Here is a 295-nt window from a genome sequence, read left to right as displayed (position 1 = left end):
CCTGAAATTTGCTCAAAATTAAATGGTTTTCTGAACGAACATATTAATACCTTCTCATTTCACAGTTCATTCTAGCCTGTAATTAATGAATGGAACACTAACAAGGACATTGAAAAATAAAGTTGATCTATTCCCTAATTTTTCTTGTGAGCTATATCAATATTGTAAATACCCAATATGGGGATTATAGTACCCATATTGGGTATTTTATTAATGGTGTTGTATGTCAGTAACATCCATCGCTGAAGCATTGTTTACAAAAACACAGCAACGTGTGCTGGGTTTGTTATATGGC

Origin of the sequence: Methylophaga sp. UBA4204 (assembly GCF_002379485.1) — a bacterium.
Lineage (GTDB): Bacteria > Pseudomonadota > Gammaproteobacteria > Nitrosococcales > Methylophagaceae > Methylophaga.
Note: the sequence above shows the minus strand (reverse complement) of the source record.